Raw genomic sequence first — 17971 nt, forward strand, 5'->3', positions numbered from 1 at the left:
CTAATAAATATATTTGTGATTTAATATCAATACATTAGTACATCTCTTAACCAGAGTTCAGGTTAAGTTAAATAAAAAGAGGTTGAGCCTATCCTTAAGTTCAACCTCTGGGTATTGATTTATTTCAGTGTAATATAGTTATTTTAGTAGTTCGACTAACTCAGTTAAATTTTGCACATTAAAGTCTGGTTTTTGTGCTAGAGGGTATAATGCCTTACCAGGACGAGCAATAAATGCAGTTTGTAAGCCAGCTTCCTTCGCTCCAGCTACATCCCAACCATGAGCTGCGACCATTAAGGCATCTTCAGCTTTAACGTTTAATTGTTTAAGTGCCCATTCATAGGCTCGTAGGTCAGGTTTATATATTTTGATATCTTCAATACTGTATCTAGCTTCAAAGTAATCAGTTAAACCTGCACTTTCAAATTGAGCTTTTACGCCATTATTAGATGAGTTAGTTAAGCTGACCAATTTATAACCACTGTCTTTCAAAGCTTGCAAGCCTGCTTTAACGTCAGGGTGAGCAGGTAGGCTTAATAATGGTGTGACGATAGCTGTTTTAGCTTGTTCAGCATTAATTTTGATATCATTGTTTTGTGCCACCATTAATAATGATGCAACGCCAATTTTGCCAAAGTCTTGATAATCACCAATTGCAGTGCTTACTAAAGAATGGTGTAACATAGTCGAAAACCAAAGCGGAAGTAAATCTTCTCGTCCACCAAGCGCTTCACCAATCGATTCACGCATTGAATTTAGATCAAGTAAAGTTTCATTTACGTCAAAAATAATTACCTTAGGTTTAGGTTGAACAGATTCTGCTGCCATCGCATCCCCTCCAATTAATTGGCCCAACAGAACTAATGATAGACTTAGTTTTGTTAGCGATTTAAAAATAGTCATATATTTAATGCCTTTTAGTCACAGTTACAGAGGAGTAGTAATTAAAGATAATAACTTTCCAAACCCTCTAGTATAAAACTTTTGATCAGTATAATGTTTGGATTTTATAAATAAACTCTGTAAAACTAAAAGCTATATTCGAAAATATTAAATGTTATTGAGGAGTGTTTATGTATAGTGTGAGTGATCTCGAAACATTTATTGCAATAGTCGAAAACAAAGGCGTACTAGCAGCGGCAAGCGCACAAGGACTTTCAGCTGCGACCGTCAGCCACAGGTTAGCAAAACTAGAGCGTGAATTAGCGACAGTATTGGTTTTTAGGGATAGCCGACGAATTCGTTTATCGCCAGCAGGTAAAGTGTTTTATCACAAAGTGGCAACCATTCTAGAGGCATTGCATGATGCTGAATATTGTATTGGTGCACGAGGTTCGTCAGTGAGTGGCTTGTTGAGAGTAACCATGCCGCCATGGGTGTTTTCAAAGTTTGTAATGCCTAAACTAATCGCGTTTGAGCAGCAATACCCTGATTTGCAATTGGATTTTTCAATTTCTGATAATTTCGTCAATGTGGTCGATGATGCACAAGATATTGCAATTAGAGTCGGTAAGTTAAATGATTCGGCGCTACTGTCACGAAAAATAGTCAATAATCATCGTGTCTTATGTGTTGCGCCAAGTTATGTTGAAAAATACGGTATGCCTGCGTCTTTTGAGCAACTCCAAACACATTTTTGGGTATGCTTACCTTGGCAGCGGCAATTAAAGTTGAAAGATGACAAGGGAAAAATAGTTAATTTCAACGCCAAGACGCGCTTTACTATTTCAAATTCAGACAATATGACCCAAGCGGCTATTGCAGGGCACGGTATTGCAATTAAATCTAAGTTAGCTATTCAAAATGAGTTAGATAATGGAACATTGCTTGAGGTATTACCTGGCATTTTAGCGGATGGTGACGCACCAGTCTGGTTTTTAAAACCACAGAACAGCTTAACAACACGTAAAACAGAAGTATTTTTTGAGTTTATGAAATCATTATTTGTAAGCCAAAATAGCTTATCTTAGCTAGAGTAAACATGGTAACCCTAAAATAACGATAATCTAACAATTTGTCTTGTAATTAGCGCTAAAACTCGTAACCTTAGCGTAATAATAATATTATGGGGTGATAGGATGGCACAAAGTAAAGTACCAAGCGCATTTGTTGAGCTGTCGTCACAAATACGACGTTTTGTTTCCCGCATAGTATTACCAGATGACGTTGAAGACATTGTTCAAGAAACCTTCGTGAAAAGCTATGAAGCTGATTTAAAACAAGATATTAAATATACCCATAGCTACATGCTAAAAACCGCAAAAAACTTGGCGCTAAATCACATAGCTAAATGGGATAATAAGCATAACGATTCACTCGATACGGGTGATGATTATCAGCAGCATCTAAAATCGATGCAGCTCGAAGACGAAGTAACATCGAAAGAACGGTTTTTACTTTTCTGCCGCGCGACTGAACAGTTAAGCCAGCCTGTACGTAAGTGCTTTATTTTAAAAAAAGTCTATGGCATGAGCCAAAAAGAAATTGCACAGCAAATGAAGTTAAGCGAAAGTACGGTTGAGAAACACATAGCTAAAGGGCTGCTAAAATCGATGCAATATATGCAGCAACAAGAGCAAGTATCCACAGGCACTGAGCAAGTAAATGCGACTACCAGGAGGGTGGGTAAATGAGCAATATTCATCAATTTTCATCTAAAGACGTTATTCAAGCACAAGCAAGCCGATGGATCAGCGCTATGGATCGCGGTTTAAATGACGACGAAAGAGCACAATTCCAGCAGTGGGTACAACAAAGTAAAGCACATCAAGATGCCGTATTTGATTTAGCGCAGCTGTGGGATGAGCTAAGTGTACTCAATGAGTTAAGTAGCTTATTCCCTAATAAACAAGTGCCTTCAAAAAATTCAATTTCAAATACTCGCTTTACATTAGCCGCAAGTATTTTTGCAGTGATGCTAATGGCGACATTTATGTTTGCAGGACACAACTATTACCCGAACTCAGTGCAAGATCAGGCCAAGTACAGCAAAATATACCGCACTAAAGTGGGAGAGCAGGCAACCTACGTATTACCAGATAGCACCATAGTGCAATTAAACACTAATAGCTTATTAGAAGTGGCTTATACCCAAGGACGCAGACAGCTCATTTTAAGTCGTGGTGAAGGGCGCTTCAATGTCGCTAAAGATGCATCACGGCCTTTTAGCGTCATGGCGGGTGACAAATCGTTCACTGCGTTGGGTACTGTGTTTAATGTTCAGCGTAACGACTCATCTGATTTAGAGCTGGTGGTTACTGAAGGGAAAGTGATGATCACTGATCCAAGTGTGGCGGTTAACGCGGATGATTTTGTTAGATTGCAACAGGCTAATAATGAGACTGAGCAAGTGAAGAAAATTAACGCCAGTATTGTTATCTCTGGAGAAAAAGCACTTATTAAAGAAAGCATTACAAAACCAATTAAACAATTATCTATGGATGATGTGCAGCGAGATTTAGCATGGCAGCATGGCATGTTAATTTTTAACGGCGAACCTTTGAGTGAAGCATTACAAGAAGTGAGTCGTTATACTGCTACACGATTTGAGTTAAAAGACCCTTCACTAGCGTCGCTGAAAGTCGCAGGGGTGTTCAAAGCCGGAGATATAATAGGTTTATTAGATAGCCTGCAAGCAAATTTAGCAATAGAGCATGAGCGATTAGGTGAGCATATTGTTAGCCTAACACAAGGCGATCATAGTTAAGTTGGTGAGTTAAACTCTGACTAAAAACATGAAAAGTAGCAATGCTGAAAACAAAAAGTAAAAAAATAACAAATAAAAAGTCAAAGGCATGTAGAGGATTATTCGTTCTCAACTGTTTGTATAAGTTGCGTAGTAACCAAACGTATCCATTATGTGGGTTTATAGCATTAGCACCTTTAGTATGTAGCCTAAATGTGCATGCCAATGCTGTTGAATCACAAATGGTGCAATTTGATATTAAAGCGCAACGAGCAGACCTAGCACTGATTGAATTTGCAAAACAAACTGAACAAACCGTGGTTTTTTCATTTGAATTGGCAAAGCAATATCAAGCTCAATCAGTGTTTGGTTATTACACCCAGTTGGATGCACTCAATACGATGTTGCAAAATACTGAACTCGATGCGGTTGTTGATCAAAATGGTTTACTGAGCGTAAAACTCAAACAAATCAATAGGAATGATAACAACATGAAAAAGCTTTCTGGGGTCAGTGCAGCCGTTATACCACTTTTAATGGCAACAAACAGCCAAGCCGTTAATGCGCAAGAGCAAGCGGCACAAGAGAACATAGAAAAAATAGCTATCGTTGGTAGCCGTGTAGCAGGGCGTTCGGTCGAAGATTTACCTGTTCCTGTTGATATCTTAAGTGCAGAAGCGCTGGAAAATACGGGTCAGACAGAAGTTGGCCGGATGTTACAAGCCATTGCGCCTTCATTTAACTTTTCTAGCTCATCAATCAGTGACGGTACAGATGCACTTCGCCCCGCAACGTTACGTGGCTTAGGGCCAGATCAAACGCTGGTACTTATCAATGGTAAGCGTCGTCACCAAGCCAGTATCATTCATATTAATACATCCGTTGGGCGTGGTACTGCCGGAACAGACATGAATGCCATTCCTGCTGCATCAATTAAACGTATCGAAGTTTTACGTGATGGTGCTGCCGCACAGTATGGCTCTGATGCGATTGCAGGTGTTATCAATATTGTACTTAAAGATGCCGAAGAGGGCGGAAAAGCGGCAATTAACTATGGTCAATACTCAGAAGGTGATGGCGAAACCGTTAACATTGACTTTAATAAAGGCTTTGCTCTGGGTGATGATGGATATTTAAATACCACGATTAATTATCGCGATCGTGCGCCGACTAATCGCGCAGGCCTGCATGGTTCTTGTCAATTTTACGGTTGTGAGGAGCTAAGCGATGGTACTTTACTTGCTTCAGATCCACGTGAACTCACAGCACCGCGAGATACGTTCAGAATTGGTGACGCTGACTCACAACAGTTTGCCTTAACAGTAAACACAGGTTACGAGTTAGCGGGTGGTGAGCTTTATGGTTTTATCACTTATTCAACCCGAGATAATGAGTCTGCGGCGTTTTTCCGTCATAATGCTAATGCAGATGGTAACCCAGTATTACAAGATGGTGATGCTGTTATCCCGATGGGTTTCTTGCCAAAAATAAACACCACGATAGACGACATTTCATATAACTTTGGTTTTAAGAAAGAATTTGATAATGATTCAAGCCTCGACCTTTCATACACCTATGGTGAAAACAGCATAGACTACACCACCAGTGATACTATCAACGGCTCATATGCTAATTTATTACGCTACGAGCAAGGGCTAAGTGCAGATGATATTCGCGCAACTATTCCTCGCGAGGCTTATGCTTATGGCATGGAGCTTTCTTTGCAAACCCTAAACTTGGATTACACAAAAGATTATGATGATTTTTCACTCGCCATGGGGGCAGAGCTGCGAACAGATGAATACCGAATACTTGAAGGCAGTGAATATGCATACCGCGATTACGACACCAATAATGGTGTTAATATTTATGATGGCCTAAGTGGTGGTGTCGGCAGTGAAAATGCAGCGGGTGGTACGCAAGGCTTTGGTGGTTCTTCGCCAGAATCATCAGTAGATGAATCTAGAGATGTTATTTCGTTCTATGTTGATGCTGAAACTTATGTAATTGATGATGTGATCATTTCAGGTGCATTGCGTTACGATAACTATAAAGGTTTTGGTGACACGGTAAACTTTAAACTTGCCGGTAACTGGTCAGTTACTGATGATGTTTCATTACGAGGTGCGGTTAGTACAGGCTTTAGAGCACCTTCAATGCAGCAATTGTACTTTAATAATATTAGTACGCAGTTTGTTGTGGGCCCTAATGGAGATTTAATCGCAGAAGAAGTGGGCACATTTAGAAATGACAGTACCCTTGCACAAAGCATTGGTATTCCAAAACTTAAAGAAGAAAAGTCAGACAATCTCAGCCTAGGTATTGTTTATAACGTGACTGATAACATTAATGTCACTATCGATTATTACTCAATTGACATTGATGATCGCATCGTGATCAGTAACCGTTTAGGTAAAGGTTTATCTTCAACGCTTGATGCTGCGCTGGTTAGTTCAGGTGCTGGTGCTGGCCAGTTTTTCTTAAATGGTGCTGATACCGAAACGCAAGGTGTGGATTTTGTTGCAACGTGGAACACAGAAGGTCTTGGTGGCACGCTAGATTTCACCTTAGCAGCTAACTTCACTGAAACTGATGTGGTTGACTTATTTACCCCTGCAGGCAGTGGCCTTGAAACCATCCCGGTAGAAGATGTTTTTTCAGCTCAAGAAACATCTATTATCGAAGAGTGGCAACCACAAGATAGGGTCAATTTAAGCGCGCTTTACCGTTTAGAAGATTGGACTGTGAACCTATCACTGAACCGTTATGGTGAATACACTGTGGAAGATGGCGGCCGCCAAACGTACGGTGCTGAAATTCTGACAGATGTAAAAATAAATTACTTTGTTACCGACAATCTATCATTAAATATTGGTGCTAATAACTTATTTGATGTCTACCCAGACAAAAACACCATTGGTAACTCAAGATCTGGCACAATTGTAGACGCCTCAGGCAATACAATTGTCAGTTCAACAGGTGTATTTGAATATTCACGTCGTTCTGCACCATTTGGCTTTAATGGTGCTTATTACTATTTAGGTGCCGAATACCGTTTCTAAATAACTTCTCCTACGTTATTTATCTTTTGAAGGGCCGTAAGGCCCTTTTTTTGACTTACCGAATTATATTAGTGCTTTTGTTGCATGCGGCTCATCTCAGTATGGCAGCTTTGCATTGTGAGTAAAACTTTAGATAATGCAGCTTCGCAATCATGAGGCTGGGGTTCTTTCATAGCGGCTTTAATTTCTTCTAGCGTTTTATCTTCAACTTCTTCAAGCTCTTTCACGTAAGTTTGATCGTTGTCTGAGCTGAATTTAGTAATTAATGATGTATACGCACGGCGTGCTTCAACAGCAAACGATGAACCATCTTCGCGTTCACCTTGTTCATTAATAGCATAGGGTTGTAAGCTTTCTACACTTACTTTACGGGCATCTATCATACGTTGAAAAAGTGCGCCAATTGCAGGGTCTTCAACTTTATCTTGGGCTTTTTCATAAAATTCAATGCCGCTGTTCATTACTTGGATAATGTCAGTGATATGATTTGCGTCTTGTCCTTGATGGGTATTCATAATAATGACCTCTTTAAGTTAAATGAATTTAAATGTCACTTACTTCAAGCAAGGCCTGTTCCATCTTGGTTTTTGTTTTTAACACCATGATTCAAAATAACTTATATGAAAAATGAGTTTAACTTACTCACTGGCTTCGCAAATTTTACAAGCTATTATGTAATTGTTTTACTTTAACTCATTTGCCACTTCAGCTATTTTCTGTCTAAGCCAAATATGACTGGCATCACGGTGGAGCAATGGGCTCCATATCATATCTAACTCAAAAGGTGGGATGGGAAAAGGCGGCTCAAGAATTGTTAAACCAGGATCGTCTACATATATATTGGCAGCCTTTGACGGCAGTGTAGCAACTAAGTTTTGTTCTTTGGCTAAATGAATTGCAACGTGATAGTTACGGGTAAATGTGGCAATGTTTCTATGTTTGCCAAAGTGGGCAAGGGCTTCATCAACCCAGCCAAGCTTTTGCACATCTTTAGGATCCATACCTACACCGACGCCAAAACCGGTTTTACTGACCCAAATGTGGCGTGCTTTTAAATAACTATCAAGGCTGAAATTTTCAATGATTGGGTTATCGGTTTTTACTAAGCAGCAAAAGCTGTCTTTCCATATGCGCTTATGATGAAAAGACTGAGGTAAGTTTTCAAAGCGATTGATGGCCATATCAACTTTACCATTTTCAACATCGTGGAAGGTGACATCACTGGGTGTGAGTATATCTAAGGTGGTGTCTGGGGCTTCTTCATGTAATTTACTTAGTAAACGTGGAGCGAGCGTGCTGGCTGCATAGTCACTGGCCATAATTCTAAACACGCGCTTACTCTGACTCGCTTCAAACTCTCTGTTAGGTGCGAGGGTTTCCTCTAGTGTCATTAAAATCCCACGGATCACTGGCTGTAATTCAATAGCGCGCTCTGTCGGGACCATGCCATCACTGGTGCGTACTAAAATAGGATCATTAAATAAATTACGCAGCCGTTTTAGGCCATTACTCATTGCTGGTTGGGTGATACTGAGTTGGTTTGCTGCACGGGTAACGTTGCATTCACGTAGAAGCGTGTCTAAATATACCAGTAAATTTAAATCTATCTTGCTGATGTTCATTGTGTGTCCTTGCGTTTACCAGTGCTGAATAAAACGTTGTGTGTTCGGATATGGATAAATATGGCTCACTACACCATCTTTAATATTCTTTTGAGCCTGCTGCCAGTAACCTACATCCAAAAGCTCTGGATGTGCCTGCATAAAAATAGCTTTATAACGCGGGTTTGGCATTACAAATGTACATAACTGCTCAGGAAATACATCTTGTGGTGCTACAGAGTAACTTTGTTCATCAGTTAAGTAGTCCTCATAACTTTTTGCTTTAGGCAGTGTCCGAAAGTTCATGTCTGTCAGGTATTGCACTTCATCATAATCATAAAAAATAATACGATTATGATTACTAACCCCAAAGTTTTTGAGTAACATGTCACCAGGGAAAATATTCACTGCAATCATCTCTTTAAGCGCTTGCCCGTATTCATTGATTGCTGTTACCGCTTCTTCGTCAGTGGCTGATTCTAAAAATAAATTCAGCGGGGTCATACGTCGCTCTATATATAAGTGCTTTATAATGACTAAATCATCTTCGATAACCATTGACTCACCAATAGTGTTTTTAAGCTGTAGGAGTAAGTTATCGTCAAAACGGGATAAAGGAAATAAGACGTTCGAATACTCTATGGTATCAGCCATACGACCGACTCGGTCATGACTTTTAACAAGCTGGTAGCGTTTTAGTACGGTGTTTCTGCCAAATGGTTTGCTCTCGCCAAATTTATCTTTAATAACTTTAAATACATAGCCGAATGAAGGAAGGGTAAACACCATCATTACCATACCAGGGGTTCCTGGCGCTATAACAAAGTCATCATTCGAGCGGGCAAGGTGAGTCAAAAACTCTCGATAAAATTCTGTTTTACCTTGCTTGTGAAATCCAATTGCATTGTAAAGCTCAGCTAATGTTTTATTTGGCATTAGCTGATTTAAAAAGCGCACCAATGCCGAAGGGGCATGCGTTTCGACCATAAAGTATGCACGAGCAAAGCCAAAAATAACCCGCATTTGTGAGGAATTAGTAAGTAGTGCATCTAGATAGAGGCCTTCCTCTTTATGATGTAACACTGGAATAATAAAGGGTTGTATACCACTGCTTGAAACAACCCGGCCGACAATATATGCCGCTTTATTACGGTAAAAAGGGGTTTGCAATATATCAAAGCGCATCTGCCATGCACTGTGATGGGTATCCGGTGCTTGATTATAAAATGCTTTTACGAGTAGGCGAATATCACGTTCTAAGTTTACAAAAGGGGCTTTAAAATCAAATTGGTTTATTATTTTACGGATCGTGGGCTTTAATCCATCAACAACAGGAAAGAAACTTCTATATTCAGCTTCGATTGGTAAAGCTGGGGCATTAGCGAGTGAGGTTTCTACAAAGATAAAATCATTATTAAAATAACGTCGATGAAATAGCCTGCAAAATACGGAGTTATAGAATGTTTCAGCAAGTTCAGCCTGCGGGTGGAACTGTAAAAACTGTTGATAATGTCGCTTACTTTCAAGCCAGAGTTCTTCATCTAATTGATTCGCTAAGGCAAGGTGAGCTTCTTTTAATTGTGTAATGGTTTCATTTACACGGGTGTCGTAGTGGCTAATTCTAAGACGGCTGATTTCATGTAATTGCGGCCAGTCCTGCTCTGAAAAAGCTATTGGCGCTTGCGAAGTGATTTTTTGAAATAACCGATAGTGCTTTTTAAAGCCCTTTAATATGAACTCTGCAATTGTGTGTGCGTGCATGTGTGAGAGTACTCCTAAAAAAACGACATAGAGTTATTACTCTACGCTTGTTAAGAGTATGCTAAATAATAGTAAAACCCAATAGCTTATTCATAACGTTTTAGTTTTTTTTCAAGCTTATCTATTTGCTTTTCGACTTTTTTAACATCTCTAGCATAACGTTTATTAATCTCTTTGAGTTGTTTTTTTATATCTTTAGTAACTTTTTTTATTTCACTGTCACTCAAAATACGCTTTAAGCGTTGTTGTTGATTAAATTCGGCACGATCTCTGTCGCGTGAAAGTATATCAAGCTGGTGATTTTGACTTCGAATTTGTGCATTCAGGTTACGAATTATTTGTTGTTGTTCCAGCGTATTAAGTGTTTTAACATGGTTCGCGTTAGGATCCGAAAAAGCTACATTGGTTTGTTTAATTTTGTGCTCAGTTGCATTGGAACCACAAGGGAATTGACTAAATACAGTGCCACGATCAGTAGTGCATTTGTAGTAATGCGCATTAGCGGCAATACAATAGCCCGAAAATAGCAAGGTAAGTAAAAAAGATAAAAATAGGATGAGGTTGGTTTTCATATCAGCTTCCTTGCATAATTATCTTATACAAATATAACCCAAAATAGGTAAATAACAAGTCATGTAATAGAGCCACTTAAAATAATTACAGTGGCCCTCGCTTCATAGCTTAAGCTTAATTAGTAAACGTTTTTAACTTTTTAATACTTTGCACTAAAAACGGAATATCTAAGCCTTGCTCAATAGAAAAACCTTGCGCTGCAGAGATGTTTTTATAATTCCCGTCTGAATCAATTAATGTGATCCGGTCTTTTTTATAAGCAATAAACACACCTTGTGAGTAGGTTACCCCTGTATCATCTTTTTTAGCGTATAAGTTTACACCCAGCATACTTTGATTGGTGATTTGCGAGCAATTTAAGTACTCACCAATACTAGTTGCAATGATATCACTTGGCTGAATAAGCCCTTCGACTTGGTTAATTTTTTTATCTGAACTGTAAAGAGTGGAAGTAGTTACTACGTCATTGCTATTTTTAGCTAAGCTGAATGCAAAAATATGGGCTGCATCATCGAATATAAGAGATTCAATGTCCGTATCATTTGCATTAATTATACGAATCGCAGCGTTTTTAGATGCTGTCTCATTGATATAATCAAAATCTGCAAACCCTGTTATTGTTAAACTGCGCTGCTTATTTTGCCAAGCAGGAAGCGCTTGCTGTGTAAACAAAGCGGGTTTGTAATAAGCGGGTAAGCCATAAATCAAGTTAAATAAGCTATCTTGGGTATTTACTGGCTGTAAAAACTGCTCTGTTTGATGTAAGTTGCTGTGCTGATTAGCAAATTCAGCTAAAAATTCATTGTCATTAAATACTAAAATTGTAATGTTAGCTGCTTCATTCGCTTCACAACGTGGGAGCGGTGTGGGCAAAACATAATTAATGTTTTGGCTAGATAGCTTCACGTTATGTGCTTGTTTATAGCTTTCGATATCGAGTAAATCGTTTTTTGCCAGTAAGCTTTTGGCGGTAGTAGGGTATGACAATGGTAAAACGTTATCTTGTTTAGTTATGTCAAACTCCAGATTTGCATCAGCCCAAATGTGAATACTGTGGCTTAACGCAAAGCAAGTGACCAACACAGACGTGGCATAACGGCCAAACTTATATTGTTTTAAGCGTGCTAAATGGTGCCAAGTATAATTACTAACGAGTAGCTGGAACGCTAAAATTAGTATAACAATCCCGCCAGCCAATAGTGTAGTAAGCGCTGGTGAGCTTGTGAGGCGGTGCCACAACAGAGAGACGATTTCAGGCAGCGCTGAGCTACTTAGATGATACCCTAAATTAAAATATACATAGGCGTCTAATGTTAATAGTGATGCCCCTAATGTGGCTAATACCGCTGCCATACCACGAATGTGGCGAGGATAAGGAAACACTAAACTAAGCGGAAAAACCGTCAGCACAAATGCAATGAAGGTAATAAAGCTAGTGTGGCTAAGCCAAGTAACCAGCATGTACAGGGTACCCATTGCTGTTGTCGGTGGCGAGTCGGCAAATAAATAGCTTAAACTAATAAATAAGACTAAACCGATATTAGCAAAGGTAAACCAATGCCCCCAGCTTAGTAATTGACTCGCTTTAGACGAAAACTGATTGTGCTGCGATAAATTCATATATGTTATTTAACCGATTGCGCTAATGCTTTGGCAAAGTTATCAGCAACGGCTTGTCTTTTCCCTGTTGGTACATGCTCTTTTAAGATATGCGTGATAGAATTTCCTAAACACATAAGACTTAAATCAACCGGCGCATTGTGCTCAGTTAACACATCAATGAGCTGATCGACGATTTGTTCTACTTCATCATTAGAATATTTTGATAAGATTGGCATCAGTTGGTTCAATAAAAGAGTTATATTCTCGTATTTTAACACCAGAGGCGTGAAAAACAAAGATGACAATAGATGTTAAAAAGTTAGTCGTTCATTATGTAGACAAAAAAGACGACGATACACAGATCCATTTACGCAACGATGAAATGGCTGTTAATGATAAAGTTGCAGTTTTTATTGAGCAACTACATCACGCATACAATGGCAAACCAGGTAAAGGCTATTGTGCTTTCAGTGGTGATAAAAATAGTGTTGTTGCATCAGCAATGCAAAGCTATCGCAACGACGAGCTTGGCTTTTGGCACATGACAGAGCAAGCGACAACAGTATTGAAAGAAGAGTTAAATAAGTACGCGTTCAATGAAACCGGTTATTTAATTTTTTGTCATTACCAGTATGTTGCCACTGATTATATGTTGATTGCCATGATCAATATTAAAGAACATTACTCTATTACTTCAGAGCTTGATTTAGCCTCATCACGTCACTTAGATATTTCGCGGATGCAGCTAGCGGCGCGAATTGATTTAACAGGGTGGGATACCCAAGCCGACGACAACCGTTATATCTCTTTTATAAAAGGGCGTGCTGGGCGTAAAGTTGCAGACTTCTTCTTAGACTTTTTAGGCTGTGAAGAAGGTATAGATCCAAAACAGCAAAGCCAAGCCATGCTTAACGCCGTTGAAGATTATTTATCTGAGCAGCAATTTGATAAGTCAGAAAAAGATGACTTACGAAAACAAGTGTTTGATTACTGTAATGACTGTGTAACCACAGGAGAAGATGCCAATGTCAGCGAATTATCGCAAGCACTTACAAAAGGCGACGACAACCCATTCGATAGCTTTTGCAAAGAGCAAAGCTACGATTTAGAAGAGTCATTCCCGGTAGATAAAAAAACAGTTACTAGTATGGTGAAATTTTCTGGCCTTGGTGGCGGCGTGAGTATCAGCTTTGAGCGCAAACACTTAGGTGAGCGTGTAACTTATAACGAAGCCACTGATACGTTGGTTATTAAAGGTATTCCGCCTAATTTAAAAGACCAGCTGCAACGGTTTATGGAAAGTGAAGACTAGAGCGGTCAGTTTTAGCTTTAAGTCATAAGCGGTAAGTCTTAAGCCGGTTTGAGTTAGTTTAAAGCGAAGTGTAGGCACTTCGCTTTTTTTTGAGTTTATAATAAGTGAAACGAGTATTAAAAAGCCGCGCTAAAATTAATTAACGCGGCTTTTTAGTGTGCTTTAAGCTAAACCAAGCGTGTTAGTCAACACTCATAGTTTTAGTCATTTCAGCGCTTGCGCGACCAGCTGGCTTGATAGAGCCGGCACGTAAGCCGCTATCTGGGATAGCTTCCCGTTGGTCGTGTGCCATCGCTTTTGGTGTATGAGCAGCAACATCACTATCAGCAACTGGAGTAGGCTGTGCCATTGGTGCGCTTGCATGTCCAGCAGTAATCACTGTTTTAGTGTTTACGCTAGCAGAAGCTACTTTAGCTGTATCTTCAACTATAGCCGCTTCTTTAGCTTCTACAGGCGTCTCTACAGTGCTAACCGGTGCTGCTTTAGCTTCAACTGGTGCTTCTTCAGTTGCAGCAGGTGCTGCTTCAGCTTCAACTGGTGCTTCTTCAGTTGCAGCAGGTGCTGCTTCAGCTTCAACTGGTGCTTCTTCAGTTGCAGCAGGTGCTGCTTCAGCTTCAACTGGTGCTTCTTCAGTTGCAGCAGGTGCTGCTTCAGCTTCAACTGGTGCTTCTTCAGTTGCAGCAGGTGCTGCTTCAGCTTCAACTGGTGCTTCTTCAGTTGCAGCAGGTGCTGCTTCAGCTTCAACTGGTGCTTCTTCAGTTGCAGCAGGTGCTGCTTCAGCTTCAACTGGTGCTTCTTCAGTTGCAGCAGGTGCTGCTTCAGCTTCAACTGGTGCTTCTTCAGTTGCAGCAGGTGCTGCTTCAGCTTCAACTGGTGCTTCTTCAGTTGCAGCAGGTGCTGCTTCAGCTTCAACTGGTGCTTCTTCAGTTGCAGCAGGTGCTGCTTCAGCTTCAACTGGTGCTTCTTCAGTTGCAGCAGGTGCTGCTTCAGCTTCAACTGGTGCTGCTTCAGTTGCAGCAGGTGCTTCTTCAGTTGCAGCAGGTGCTTGTTCAGTTACAGCAGGTGCTTCTTCAGTTGCAGCAGGTGCTTGTTCAGTTGCAGCAGGCGCTTCTTCAGTTGCAGCAGGTGCTTGTTCTTCAGTTGCAGCAGGTGCTTGTTCAGTTGCCGCTGGTGCTTGTTCAGTTGCAGCAGGTGCTTCTTGAGTTACTTCAACTTTTGCTAAATCTTCAGTAGCAAGTGCTTGTTCTACTTGCTCAGATGCATCAGTTGCTGTTTCTTCTGATTTCGCTTTTAGTTCTGCTTCATATTCTGCAGCGGCTTGATCCGCAACTGGAATAAACGCAGGTGGCTGTGTACTTTGTGTTTCACTGCCTTCTTCACCTTGTTCAGGACGACGGCGACGTTGACCTGCAGCGCGTAAATGGCGAGGTGAACGGCGTGAGCGAGTACGTGTTTGACCTTGCTCTTCATCAGCTGATGCATCTTGCTCAGGAGCAGCAGTTTGCACTGGCTCTGATTTTGCTGTTTCAGGTGCTTTCACCGCAGTTGCATTTGTTTGTGCTTCAACTTTTTCAGTTTCAACAACAGGTTTAGCCTCAGGCTTTTGTTCAGCGGTTTTAACAGGCTGTTCAGTTGTCGACTCTACAGCTGTACTTTCGTCATTTTGCACACGAACTTTTTTACGAATATTACGACGTTGACGACGTGCTTTTGGCTTTTGCTCAGCTTTTTCAACGTTAGCGTCTTTATTTTCTACAGACTCTTTAACGTCAGTTGCTGGCTTTTTGTCATCATTGCGGTTTTCATTGCGCTTACGAGAATTCGGGTTACGACGGCGCTTATTGCGATTTTCGTTTCTGTTTTCTTTTTGCTCAGTGTTGCTGCTATCAACTGCAGTAACTTCCTCAGCTGGGCGTTCATTACGCTCATTTTGAGGTTTGTTACGTGAGTTATTATTGCGGCGACGTTGGTTATTACGACGACGATTATCACCATCATTATTACGATTGCGATTATTACGTGTATTCGTTTTATTAGTTTGTTCTTTTTTCTCTGGCTCTTGCTTTTCGCTTGAGTCAGCAAACAAAGATTTAAACCAATTACCAATGCTAGCTAAAAGACCAACTTGTTCAGTAGCTTGTGGGGCGGCTGCTTTTAGCGCTGGAGCTGGTTTTTCCGCGGCTTGAGGAGCTGGGGTTGAAGGCATTACGACACCTTTCAATCTTGGCTCTTCACGTACTGCAACAGCGGGGGTTTTAGATGTCTCAAACACTTCTGGTTCAGGTGCTACAACTTGGTCATAGCTCACTGTTTCAAGTGTTTCATCTTTACGTAAGCGCATTACTTCGTAGTGTGGTGTTTCCATGTGTTGATTTGGAATGATCACTACATCACAACTATGACGTTTTTCGATACGGTGTACACTACGGCGTTGTTCGTTTAGTAGGTAAGCGGCAACAGCAACAGGCACTTGTGCGTTAACTTGTGCTGTGTTGTCTTTGATGGCTTCTTCTTCGATTAAACGTAGGATAGATAATGCAATTGACTCGTTTGAACGAATAGTACCTTGACCACTACAACGAGGGCATGGGCCTTGGCTTGCTTCACCTAGTGAAGGGCGCAGACGTTGACGCGACATTTCAAGTAAACCGAAGCGTGAAATTTTACCAATTTGCACACGAGCACGATCTGGTCTAACAGCATCTTTTAAGCGGTTTTCTACTTCACGCTGATGACGCGGTGGTGTCATATCGATAAAGTCGATAACGATTAATCCACCTAAATCACGTAAACGTAATTGGCGTGCAATTTCGTCTGCGGCTTCTAAGTTTGTGTTCAGTGCGGTCTCTTCGATATCACCGCCTTTAGTGGCTTTTGATGAGTTGATATCGATAGAAGTAAGCGCTTCAGTTGGGTCAATAACAATTGAGCCACCAGAAGGCAGACGTACTTCACGTTGGAACGCAGATTCGATTTGGCTTTCGATTTGATAGTGTGTAAACAATGGCACTTCGCCAGAATAAAGTTTTACACGGCTCATAAAATCAGGGCGAAAACGCTCGATATGGGCTTTAGCTTCTTCAAATACACGCGGCTTATCAATTAAGATCTCACCAATGTCGCGGCGTAAATAATCACGAATAGCACGGAAAATCACGTTGCTTTCTTGGTGGATTAAAAACGGCGCTTTGCCACTGTTTGATGCTTGTTGAATCGCATCCCAGTGAACAAGGAGTGCTTTTAAATCGTAGTTTAGTTCTTCAAACGATTTACCTACACCTGCTGTACGAACAATTAAGCCCATGCCTTTAGGCAATTCTAAACGGCTCAATGCTTCTTTTAGCTCAGTACGTTCATCACCTTCGATACGACGTGAAATACCGCCAGCACGAGGGTTATTCGGCATAAGTACTAAGTAGCTTCCGGCAACACTGATAAAGGTAGTAAGTGCCGCGCCTTTTTGGCCGCGTTCTTCTTTATCAACTTGTACGATAACTTCTTGGCCTTCTTTTATTACGTCACGAATGTTCGGACGACCTTGGAAGGTGTAACCTTGCGGAAAGTAAGTACGAGCGATTTCTTTTAAAGGAAGGAAACCGTGTCGTTCAGCGCCGTAATCAACAAAGGCTGCTTCTAATGACGGTTCAATACGTGTGATCTTGCCTTTATAAATATTGGCTTTTTTTTGTTCGTGACCCGGGCTTTCGATATCTAAATCATACAGGCGCTGGCCATCAACCAGTGCTACGCGCATTTCTTCTTGCTGCGTCGCATTGATTAGCATACGTTTCATATTGTTACTCTACTGTGTTATGTCGCTGACATGACGAAACTTTTCGCCTGTTCAGTTGCCCCTTTCGCTTCTTTTTATGCAGTCTCACGACTGGAACTGTGGCGGAGCTTGGTGCTGTATTAATTACAAGTATCTTTATGGTGCTGGCTGACAATAACGAGTTGTCACGTTATTAGGTTCATAATGGCGACAAAACTAGCGGCTGTTGTACAGCATCGTCTTGGTGTTTTGTCCTGAGTCGACCATTTATTAAATAAACTTGTGCATTTACAGCACATCTGCTGAACGGCGTTTAACGCCGTCACGATCAGACAAATTATCTGTTCAAATTGCTTTTATTTCTGCAATTAAGGCTGTTCATGCTCAAACTTAACTTACGATATATTACGCGCACCGTAGTTAATTGAACGCACGTGTAAACTAGGTCTGTATAAAAGCTTTGGAAAACTTATCTCGGATCTGTATGATCAATTACCTAGAATGTGCATCACGAATGTCTTAATGTGTTAAAAAGCACCGTTGTTATTGCAAATTTAAATCTGCGACGGTGATTATCCCACTATTATAACCGTGTTAGCAACT

General features: G+C 40.6%; 13 protein-coding genes. 5 read left to right on the top strand and 8 right to left on the bottom strand.

The features are described 5' to 3' along the window. Window positions 1–138: 138 nt before the first annotated feature. Window positions 139–903 carry a haloacid dehalogenase type II gene (locus tag B5G52_RS06515; RefSeq protein ID WP_087531858.1) on the bottom strand — a complete coding sequence of 255 codons (765 nt, stop codon included), beginning with the start codon at window positions 901–903 and terminating at the stop codon, window positions 139–141. A 170-nt stretch (window positions 904–1073) separates the two neighbouring features. Here B5G52_RS06515 and B5G52_RS06520 point away from each other — a divergent pair, with 170 nt between their 5' ends. The 4 genes from B5G52_RS06520 (at window position 1074) to B5G52_RS06535 (ending at window position 6747) form a co-directional block, all read left to right on the top strand. Next, complete coding sequence (locus tag B5G52_RS06520; protein WP_087531859.1) at window positions 1074–1970, top strand: LysR family transcriptional regulator; 897 nt, start codon at window positions 1074–1076, stop codon at window positions 1968–1970. Window positions 1971–2078: 108 nt separating this feature from the next. Then, a complete protein-coding gene (locus B5G52_RS06525; RefSeq protein ID WP_087531860.1) occupies window positions 2079–2633 on the top strand; it encodes an RNA polymerase sigma factor in 555 nt (184 codons plus the stop codon). Beyond that, window positions 2630–3706, top strand: coding sequence for a FecR domain-containing protein (locus B5G52_RS06530; RefSeq protein ID WP_087531861.1), 1077 nt, complete (start codon window positions 2630–2632; stop codon window positions 3704–3706). The genes B5G52_RS06525 and B5G52_RS06530 overlap by 4 nt, the downstream gene beginning before the upstream one ends. Window positions 3707–3831: 125 nt before the next feature. After that, window positions 3832–6747 (top strand): TonB-dependent siderophore receptor, encoded by a 2916-nt coding sequence (locus B5G52_RS06535; protein ID WP_140394307.1) that lies wholly within the window; start codon window positions 3832–3834, stop codon window positions 6745–6747. A 68-nt stretch (window positions 6748–6815) separates the two neighbouring features. Here the strand turns inward: B5G52_RS06535 and B5G52_RS06540 are convergent, their stop codons facing one another. The 6 genes from B5G52_RS06540 to B5G52_RS06565 all read right to left on the bottom strand — a co-directional run bounded on the left by B5G52_RS06540 (window position 6816) and on the right by B5G52_RS06565 (window position 12520). Then, window positions 6816–7262: a PA2169 family four-helix-bundle protein gene (locus B5G52_RS06540; protein WP_087531862.1), complete on the bottom strand. Its 447-nt coding sequence runs from the start codon at window positions 7260–7262 to the stop codon at window positions 6816–6818. Between the two features lie 168 nt (window positions 7263–7430). Then, entirely contained in the window at window positions 7431–8369 is a 939-nt protein-coding gene (locus B5G52_RS06545; RefSeq protein WP_087531863.1) for a LysR family transcriptional regulator, read from the bottom strand. A 15-nt stretch (window positions 8370–8384) separates the two neighbouring features. Beyond that, window positions 8385–10109: a bifunctional isocitrate dehydrogenase kinase/phosphatase gene (gene aceK, locus B5G52_RS06550; RefSeq protein WP_087531864.1), complete on the bottom strand. Its 1725-nt coding sequence runs from the start codon at window positions 10107–10109 to the stop codon at window positions 8385–8387. Between the two features lie 86 nt (window positions 10110–10195). Beyond that, a complete protein-coding gene (locus tag B5G52_RS06555; protein WP_087531865.1) occupies window positions 10196–10681 on the bottom strand; it encodes a hypothetical protein in 486 nt (161 codons plus the stop codon). 115 nt (window positions 10682–10796) lie between these two features. Continuing rightward, the gene (locus B5G52_RS06560; RefSeq protein ID WP_087531866.1) at window positions 10797–12302 is read right to left on the bottom strand and encodes a DUF3413 domain-containing protein; all 1506 of its coding nucleotides are present in this window, start codon (window positions 12300–12302) and stop codon (window positions 10797–10799) included. Between the two features lie 5 nt (window positions 12303–12307). Next, the gene (locus B5G52_RS06565; RefSeq protein WP_058558974.1) at window positions 12308–12520 is read right to left on the bottom strand and encodes a DUF1414 domain-containing protein; all 213 of its coding nucleotides are present in this window, start codon (window positions 12518–12520) and stop codon (window positions 12308–12310) included. Window positions 12521–12582: 62 nt separating this feature from the next. On the opposite strand from B5G52_RS06565, the gene yejK reads away from it, so the two are divergent. Next, window positions 12583–13596, top strand: a complete 1014-nt coding sequence (gene yejK / locus B5G52_RS06570; protein WP_087531867.1) for a nucleoid-associated protein YejK — start codon at window positions 12583–12585, stop codon at window positions 13594–13596. Window positions 13597–13777: 181 nt separating this feature from the next. On the opposite strand, the gene rne is transcribed toward yejK, so the two are convergent. Next, window positions 13778–17389 carry a ribonuclease E gene (gene rne / locus B5G52_RS06575; RefSeq protein WP_087531868.1) on the bottom strand — a complete coding sequence of 1204 codons (3612 nt, stop codon included), beginning with the start codon at window positions 17387–17389 and terminating at the stop codon, window positions 13778–13780. Window positions 17390–17971: the final 582 nt, after the last annotated feature.

The organism is Pseudoalteromonas sp. A601 (genome assembly GCF_002165575.1).
GTDB lineage: Bacteria > Pseudomonadota > Gammaproteobacteria > Enterobacterales > Alteromonadaceae > Pseudoalteromonas.

Excerpts from the sequence above, each read along its gene's own strand:
- B5G52_RS06515 (WP_087531858.1), bottom strand. The coding sequence starts at position 903 with ATGACTATTTTTAAATCGCTAACAAAACTAAGTCTATCATTAGTTCTG.
- B5G52_RS06520 (WP_087531859.1), top strand. The coding sequence starts at position 1,074 with ATGTATAGTGTGAGTGATCTCGAAACATTTATTGCAATAGTCGAAAAC.
- B5G52_RS06525 (WP_087531860.1), top strand. The coding sequence starts at position 2,079 with ATGGCACAAAGTAAAGTACCAAGCGCATTTGTTGAGCTGTCGTCACAA.
- B5G52_RS06530 (WP_087531861.1), top strand. The coding sequence starts at position 2,630 with ATGAGCAATATTCATCAATTTTCATCTAAAGACGTTATTCAAGCACAA.
- B5G52_RS06540 (WP_087531862.1), bottom strand. The coding sequence starts at position 7,262 with ATGAATACCCATCAAGGACAAGACGCAAATCATATCACTGACATTATC.
- B5G52_RS06545 (WP_087531863.1), bottom strand. The coding sequence starts at position 8,369 with ATGAACATCAGCAAGATAGATTTAAATTTACTGGTATATTTAGACACG.
- aceK (WP_087531864.1), bottom strand. The coding sequence starts at position 10,109 with ATGCACGCACACACAATTGCAGAGTTCATATTAAAGGGCTTTAAAAAG.
- B5G52_RS06555 (WP_087531865.1), bottom strand. The coding sequence starts at position 10,681 with ATGAAAACCAACCTCATCCTATTTTTATCTTTTTTACTTACCTTGCTA.
- B5G52_RS06560 (WP_087531866.1), bottom strand. The coding sequence starts at position 12,302 with ATGAATTTATCGCAGCACAATCAGTTTTCGTCTAAAGCGAGTCAATTA.
- B5G52_RS06565 (WP_058558974.1), bottom strand. The coding sequence starts at position 12,520 with ATGCCAATCTTATCAAAATATTCTAATGATGAAGTAGAACAAATCGTC.
- yejK (WP_087531867.1), top strand. The coding sequence starts at position 12,583 with ATGACAATAGATGTTAAAAAGTTAGTCGTTCATTATGTAGACAAAAAA.
- rne (WP_087531868.1), bottom strand. The coding sequence starts at position 17,389 with ATGAAACGTATGCTAATCAATGCGACGCAGCAAGAAGAAATGCGCGTA.